We start from the raw sequence: 7,232 nt of genomic DNA, 5'->3' as shown, positions 1-7,232 counted from the left end.
CTCTGGGGGGGCGCGCGGGGCGGCATGCGGGGCGCTGGCGTGCCCGGGGACAGCGTGCCCGCGAGCACGTGGGCGCGCAGCGTGCGCTCCGTCTCGGTGGGCCAGCCCGGCAGCATCGGGAGGACGCGGCGCGCCAGCTCCAGGAACTCCGACAGCGGCGCCTCGCGCGGCACGCGCACCTCTTCGCTCTGCAACCAGCCAGCGAGCTTCCCCACCAGCCCGCCCTTCGTGGGGCGCGGGATGGCGATGTCGCCCTTCACCTCGAAGCCGCGCACCTCCAGCTCCGCGATGGCCATGGCGCGGCTGGCGACGGGCAGGTCCAGCGCGGCGATGGCCTGGGGCCCGTTGTGCGTGCGCGCGTCCTCCTGCAACTGGGCGAGCACCGCGTGCAGCACGTTCGCGACCTGGGCGCCGTTGGCGAAGTTGTGGGCCTGCAGCTCCGCGGGGACGGCGGGGTAGGTGAGGACGAGGCCCCGGCCCTGGGCCAGGTGCTCCGCGCGGTCGCCCGGCAGCAGCGCGTGGTAGGCGCTGGGAGCTTCACGGCTCTCCGCGTCCTTCACGTAGCGGAAGGCGTCCTGGGCGCCGTGGGCGAAGCCCGCGAGCACGTCGCCGCGGCTCACCGTGAGCTGTCCGGGCACGCGCATCACCGTGTTGCCCGGCCACGGGCCCGTCAGCGTGCCGTAGAGGTAGACGGGATCGTTGAAGCCCTCGGCGTCGGCGGGGTGCTCCACCATCTCCGCGGAGAAGAAGAACAGCTCCGTCGCGGCCAGCCGGCGCGGGGGACGTCCGGCGGCGACCTCGTGGTGCGCGAGCTGCGCCTGCACGGACGCGGGCAGCCTCGCGCGGTCGCTGCCAGGGATGAGCTGGAGCTGGCCCACGACGTCGGTGCAGACGAACCACTCGGACTCGCCCAGGTACGCGGGCTCCAGGCGGAACGCGTCCACGACGTGGACGACCTCCGCCGCATCGCACGGCACGGGCTCCGCCGGGCTGGCGGCATGGGGAACGAAGTAGCGGGGAGTGCTCACGGAGGCCGCGACAGGCTGGCGCAAGCCGCTGGGGCAATCAAGGGGAGGGGCTGCGGCCCGGGGTCCGGGAAGCGGCGTCGGTTCCATCGTTCGTTCCGCTGGCCTTAAGCGGGCGGGGCGCGGGACGAAAGCGGCGACGGGCTCGGCCCGAGGCTCAGCCCTCGGCTCAGGAGGGCTCGATGAAGTTGAGCCGGTAGCCATCCGGGTCCGTGACGATGATCTCCCGCGTGTACCAGGGCTGCACCGTGGGCCCCTCCACCGGGGCTCCCAGCGCGAGCGCCTTCTGGGCCACCGCGTCCACGCCGGCCTCGCCTGCCCGGAAGCCCACGAGCACGCCCAGGCCCTTGCGGCCCTCCAGCTTCAGGCCCGCGGGGGAACTGATGAGATACATGTCCGACTCGCCGCCCCACTGGAGGCGGAGGATGGGGGGGCCCGACGCGATGCGTTCGAAGCCGAGGCCTTCATAGAAGCGCACGGAGGCCGGGGTATCCGTCACCAGCAGCTTCACGAACGACCGCATCGTCTGGGGCTTGTCCATGGGCGCGGCAGTCTGCCCAGGTCGGTGGACGTGCGCCAAGTGCACTCTGGGCCCCCCGTACCCGGCGTCCGGGGGATGGCATATGGTCCGGGCATGAGCGGTAGGGGGAGCGCAGACGGCCATTCCTTTTCCCAGGTCGAGCACTGCTTTGAAGGTCCAGGCATGGGTCGAACCGGGAAGGACCCTGGCGTGTCGCTGGCCGCGGCGGTGATCACCTCATGAGCACGACGACGCGCACCGGCGGGCCCCCGAAGGACGTGGCCTACGACGACGTCAACGAGCTCATCGCCACCGCCACGCGGCTGATGCAGAAGGACGCCGCTCCGGACACGCTCACCCCGGACGACGTGCGCAAGATCGGCGAGGAGCTGGACATCCCCGCACGCTACGTGGACCAGGCGCTGGAGGCCCTGGCGCGTCGCCGTGAGGAGCAGGCGCGCGAGGCCCAGGCTCAGGAGCGACTGGCCCGGCTGCGCCGCGTCCGGTTGCGCCGGAGCGCCTGGGTGGGCGCTGCCGTGATGGGGCTGCTGGCCGTGTCGGGGCTCGTCGTGCGCAACGGCCTCACCACCACGCTGGCGGACGTGGCGCAAAAGCGGGCGCAGGTACGCAGTGTGGTGGAGCGCCGCGAGTCCCTGCGCGCACGCCAGGACACGCTCACCCCCGGCCTGGCGCGCGACGCGGAGCTGGCTGGCGCGGACAACCGCGTGGCCATCGAACAGCGCCGCTATGACGAACGGGCCGCGGACTACAACGCCTCCGCTGCCTCCTTTCCCACCGGATGGGTGGTGCGCCTGACCGGCCTGCCTCCCGTCCTTCCGCTGTCCTCGGAGGTCTCCACATGGTGAAGGCCGTCCTGCTGTCTTTGTTGATCCCCACGTTGGTCCTGGGCGCTGTTCCCTCCATCACCCGGCCCGTCACGGATCCGCAGGGGATGCTGACCGCGCAGGAGATGGAGTCCGTGGCGCAGGCCCTGGTGCAACTGCGCGCCGAGCGCCAGGTGCAGATGGCGGTGCTGCTGGTGGACACCACGAACGGTCAGCCCCTCGAGGACTTCGCGCACGAGGCCTTCAGCGCCTGGAAGGGTGGGGAGGCGGGACGCGATAACGGCCTGCTGCTCGTGGTGGCGAAGGGCGACCGGCGCTCGCGCCTGGAGGTGGGTTATGGCCTGGAGCCGTACCTGACGGACGGTGAAGCCACGACGTTGCTGCACGCGCAGGGGCCGCTGATGCGCGAGGGACGCATCGCGGACGCGCTGGTGGCCATCATCGCGGGCGTCCACGAGCAGGCCCCGGGGCAGGGGGCGCTGTCCCCGCCCGCGAACTCCTGGCTACCGGCCGCGGTGAGCGCGTTCTTCTTCGCGATGCTCGCAACGGCCTTCGTGGCGGCGCTGCTGCTGAACCGATGCCTGCTCCTGGACATGAAGGGCCTGCGCCTCCTGGTCGCGGCGGCGCTGCTGGGGGCCGTGCCTCCGGTCGTGCTCGTCTTGGTGGCGGGGTCCTCCCAGCTGACCGCGGGGTCCATCCTCTTCGGGTATGGCGGGATGCTGATCGTGTTCTTCGTCGGGTGGTTCGCCTGCGGGCGAGGACAGTGGGGGCTGGGAGTGATCCTCCTGGGGGGCACGGTGTTCGGCTCCCTGCTGGGAGTGTCCCTGCTGGACGGCTCCACCGACCTGGGGGACCTGCTGCTGCAGGCCGCCATCCCTTCCTTCTTTTCCGTCGTGGGCCCCGGTGGGCTCCTGCTCCTGGTGAAGGGAATCCGCTGGATTTCGCGGCATGGGAGCGGCTCCTGGTCCAGGGAGGGCTCGGTGTCCTGGAGCTCCAACTCCTCCAGTTCCACGTCGTCGGACTGGAACTCCAGCTCCTCTTCGACGGACTGGGGCTCTAGCGCCTCTTCGTCCAGCTACGACTCCTCTTCTTCGTCTTCCAGCTACGACTCCTCTTCTTCGTCTTCCAGCAGCGACTCCTCCAGCTCCTCCTCGGACTGGGGCGGCGGTGGCGGCTCCTCCGGCGGCGGTGGCGGCAGCGACTCCTGGTAGGCCGCTCCCTGTGAAGCCGCCGCCCCGTCTGCCTGCCTGCTGCGAGGGCTGCCGCCCGCGTGGGCAACGTCCAGCAGGTGACAGGAAAGGGGTCGCCTTCGGGTGCCCATCGCCTGCCTGGGGGGCACTCCCTACCTTGAGGGCATGAAGGCTTCGCGCAGAGGGGTGCCCGTCTACGTGCCGCCCCGGACGGTGTGGTCGGTGGGCCTCCAGGTGGTGCTGCTGGTACTGCTGGGGACGGCGCTGCAACGCCTGGGGCCCGTGCTCACGCTGCTGGCGGTGGCGCTGCTTTTGGGGCTCGCGGCGGAGCCCGTCGTGCGCCGGTTGCAGGCCTGGGGCCTGCGCCGGGGCCTGGGCGTGGCGCTCATCGCGCTGACGCTGCTTGGCGTCACCGGCCTGCTCATCCTCACGCTGGTTCCGCTGCTGGTGGAGCAGTTGGAGAACCTGGTGCGCGCGGCGCCGGGCTTCTTCGCGGAGCTGAACCAGGTGCCGTGGCTCAAGAAGCTGGATGAGCACACCGGCGTGCTGTCGCACCCGCGGGACGCCTTCAACATCGAGGCCGGCGTGCTGGCCCGGCCGCTCATCACCGTGCTGTCCTCCACGCTGGAACTGATGGGCGCGGGCGTCACCGTGCTGGCGCTGGCGGTGTTCGGGCTGCTGTTCGGCCAGGACCTCTACGCCAGCATCCTGGGCTGGGTGCGCCCGCGCAGCCGCTCCCGCGTGCGCCGGGTGGTGGGCCGGATGCGCGAGGCGGTGGGCAACTACCTCGTCGGCACGCTGCTCATCGTCAGCGTGGGCGGTGCCTTCACCGCGTTGATGTCGCTGGCGCTGGGGGTGCCGTACTTCCTGCCGCTCGGCCTGGTGGCGATGGTGCTGGGGCTCATCCCGTACATCGGCAGCGTCGTCACCGCGCTGCTCGTGAGCGTCACCACGCTGGCGTCGGTGGGCTCGCGGCGCGCGCTCATCGCGCTGGCGCTGTTCATGGTCTACCAGCAGATTGAATCGCACCTGCTCAGCCCGTTGGTGCAGCGGCGCGCCATCAAGATGAACCCCCTGCTCATCTCGCTGGTGGCCCTGGTGGGCGGCTCCGTGGCGGGACTCTTGGGCGTCATCCTCGCGGTGCCGGCGGGGGCCGCGGGGCAGGTGCTGGTGACGGAAGTGCAGCGCGAGCGTCGCAAGATGTGGAAGCGGGAGCGCCGCCTCGCCACCGCGGCGCCTTCCCCGCACGGCAACGCGGATGAGGCACTTCTGGCCGGTCCGCTCGCCCCGCGGGGCAGTGACGCGCGGCGTGCGCCGCCGACCGACTCCGGGCATCCTGGGACGCCGCACTGAGCCTCACTCCTGACCCGAGCCCGCCATGACTCCCGATGAGAGCGTTGTGTCCTCCTTCAAGCGCGCGGCGGCGGAGCGCGCGGTGGACTTCATCCAGTCAGGCATGGTGGTGGGGCTGGGCACGGGCAGCACGGCCGCGTTCGCGGTGCGGAAGCTCGCGGTGCTGCTGGCGGAGGGGACGCTGAAGGACGTGGTGGGGGTGCCCACGTCACGCACGACCGAAGCGCTGGCCACGTCGCTGGGCGTGCCGCTCACCACGCTGGACGTGCACCCGGTGGTGGACCTCACCATCGACGGCGCGGACGAGGTGGCCCCGGACCTGTCGCTCATCAAGGGCGGAGGCGGCGCGCTGCTGCGCGAGAAGATCGTGGCCCAGGCCAGCCGGCGCGAGGTCATCATCGTGGACGCGCCCAAGCTGTCACCGAGGCTGGGCACGAAGTGGCCGGTGCCCGTGGAGGTGCTTCCGTTCGGCTGGCGCTCGCAGTCGTTGTTCCTGGAGTCGTTGGGCGCGCGCGTGACGGTGCGCCTGGCGCTGGACGGCGCGCCGTTCCACACGGATCAGGGCAACGTGGTGCTGGACTGTGACTTCGGTCCCATCAACGACGCGGCGGCGCTGGCCGCGCGGCTGGACTCACGCGCCGGAGTGATGGCGCACGGCCTGTTCCTGAACCTGACCACCGACCTCGTGGTGGCTGGGCCGGACGGCATCACCCACCGCGTCAGGTGAGCCGTGAGAGGTCCTGCACGGTGTCCACGTCCTCCTCGCCACCGGGCAGCGGCACCTCCACCACGCGCGACGGGTCGCGGGCGATGAGCTTCCGCGCGCCGTCCGTGGGCGGCAGCGCGTCCAGCTCCGGGAAGAGGGCGCGAGCGAAGAGGGCGGGGACGCCCCGGGTGCCCGCGTAGGTGGAGGCGACGATGGGCGCGTGCGTGCGCTCGAACGCGGCGACGAGCGCGCGCAGGTGGGGCGCGTCCACGCGGAGCTGATCACAGAGCATCAGCAGGGCGCCGTCCACGTCCGGAGGCAGGGCGCGCAGGCCCACGCGCAGGGACGCGCCCTGGCCCAGCGCCCAGTCCGGGTTGTCCACGCACCGCACCGCGAGCCCGCGCAGCTCCGCCTCGATGTCCTCACGCCGGGCCCCGAGCACCACGACCACCGGGCCCGCGGCGATGGCCGCCTCCGCCGCGCGCCGCACCAACGAGGCGCCCTGATGGCGCAGGAGTTGTTTCGGCTGGCCCAGCCGCGACGAGCCCCCGGCGGCGAGCAGCACCACGCCCACGGTCATGTCCGTCTCCCTCGTGGCACGCGCGCCGTCAGGCCGACCTGCGCTCGGGCGCGGTGGCCTCCGCGTGGATGGGCGCCTGACGCTCCCGCAGCCGTCCGCCGTCACGTCCCGCGAGCACCGTCTGCACCTCCGCGAGGATGGACAGGGCGATCTCATCCGCCCCCTCCGCGCCCAGGTCCAACCCCATGGGCGCATGCAGCTTCTCCAGCTGCGCGGGGGTGGGGGCCTGCGGCAGCTCCCGCAGGATGCGCTCGGTCCGGGCGCGGGGGCCCAGGACGCCCAGGTAGCGCACCGGCAGCGGCACCAGCCGCGCCAGCAGCTCGCGGTCCTGCGGCAGGCTGTGCGTCATCACCAGCACGAGGCTGCGCGCGGACAGCGGCACCTTCTGCAGCACCTCGGTGGACCGGGACGCGATGAACGCCTGGGCCTGCGGGAACCTGCGGCGCAGCAGCTCCACGGGTCGGTCCGCCACCACCGTGAGGTGCCAGCCCAGCCCCTGCGCGCGCGACACGACGGGCGCCACGTCGAAGCCGCCGCCGAACACCACCACCGGCGGCGCCGGGTCCACCACCTCCACCAGCACCTCCGCGCCGCCGCACGCGCCGCTCCAGGGCACGCCGCGCACCAGCGCCTCGGTCGCCGCCGCGCGCACCGAATCGCGCAGGGGGCCCGTGAGGTTCCCCGCCTCCACGCCGTCCTCGCGCAGCATCCACCGCGAACCCACGGCTTCCTCAGGCCCCCGGTACACGGTGGCGACGACCGCGCGCAGCGACCGCTGGCGCGCCTCGGCCGCGAAGGTGAGCGCGTCACCAGTGTTTGTGGAGCCCGGCTCCCAGCGCTCCAGCAGGATGTCCACCACGCCGTTGCACCCGAGCGCGAACGACAGGCCGCCCTCGTCCTCGGCGTTGTCGCCGGTGGTGTCGTAGCGCAGCACGCGCGGCCCCTCCGCCGTCCAGAAGAAGGCCTTGCGCACGAGGTCCCCTTCCAGGCACCCGCCGCTCACGCCCCCCGCG

8 protein-coding genes are annotated in these 7,232 nt (G+C 72.5%); 4 read left to right on the top strand and 4 right to left on the bottom strand.

The window, feature by feature from the left end; genetic code table 11:
• The coding region (locus tag D7V93_RS33515) for a hypothetical protein (RefSeq protein WP_208723241.1) at positions 1-1,028 on the bottom strand (1,028 nt) is incomplete at its 3' end.
• A gap of 166 nt (positions 1,029-1,194) precedes the next feature.
• Entirely contained in the window at positions 1,195-1,566 is a 372-nt protein-coding gene (locus tag D7V93_RS33510) for a VOC family protein (RefSeq protein WP_120647247.1), read from the bottom strand.
• 218 nt (positions 1,567-1,784) lie between these two features.
• Between D7V93_RS33510 and D7V93_RS33505 the strand changes: the two genes are divergently transcribed.
• The 4 genes from D7V93_RS33505 to rpiA all read left to right on the top strand — a co-directional run bounded on the left by D7V93_RS33505 (position 1,785) and on the right by rpiA (position 5,660).
• Positions 1,785-2,411, top strand: a complete 627-nt coding sequence (locus D7V93_RS33505) for a LemA family protein (protein WP_120647246.1) — start codon at positions 1,785-1,787, stop codon at positions 2,409-2,411.
• Positions 2,405-3,601 carry a TPM domain-containing protein gene (locus tag D7V93_RS33500; protein WP_158623923.1) on the top strand — a complete coding sequence of 399 codons (1,197 nt, stop codon included), beginning with the start codon at positions 2,405-2,407 and terminating at the stop codon, positions 3,599-3,601. Before D7V93_RS33505 ends, D7V93_RS33500 begins: the two co-directional genes overlap by 7 nt.
• 144 nt (positions 3,602-3,745) lie before the next feature.
• The gene (locus D7V93_RS33490) at positions 3,746-4,933 is read left to right on the top strand and encodes an AI-2E family transporter (RefSeq protein ID WP_120647248.1); all 1,188 of its coding nucleotides are present in this window, start codon (positions 3,746-3,748) and stop codon (positions 4,931-4,933) included.
• A 25-nt stretch (positions 4,934-4,958) separates the two neighbouring features.
• Positions 4,959-5,660: a ribose-5-phosphate isomerase RpiA gene (gene rpiA, locus D7V93_RS33485; protein ID WP_120647243.1), complete on the top strand. Its 702-nt coding sequence runs from the start codon at positions 4,959-4,961 to the stop codon at positions 5,658-5,660.
• Here the strand turns inward: rpiA and D7V93_RS33480 are convergent.
• Together D7V93_RS33480 and D7V93_RS33475 are read right to left on the bottom strand one after the other, a co-directional pair.
• The gene (locus tag D7V93_RS33480) at positions 5,653-6,219 is read right to left on the bottom strand and encodes a nucleotidyltransferase family protein (RefSeq protein WP_120647242.1); all 567 of its coding nucleotides are present in this window, start codon (positions 6,217-6,219) and stop codon (positions 5,653-5,655) included. The two genes, rpiA and D7V93_RS33480, sit on opposite strands and share 8 nt — an antisense overlap.
• Positions 6,220-6,247: 28 nt before the next feature.
• On the bottom strand, positions 6,248-7,232 hold a 985-nt coding region (locus D7V93_RS33475), incomplete at its 5' end, for an XdhC family protein (protein ID WP_120647241.1).

The organism is Corallococcus llansteffanensis, from assembly GCF_003612055.1.
Taxonomy (GTDB): domain Bacteria; phylum Myxococcota; class Myxococcia; order Myxococcales; family Myxococcaceae; genus Corallococcus; species Corallococcus llansteffanensis.
This window is presented reverse-complemented; position numbering and strand designations above follow the sequence as displayed.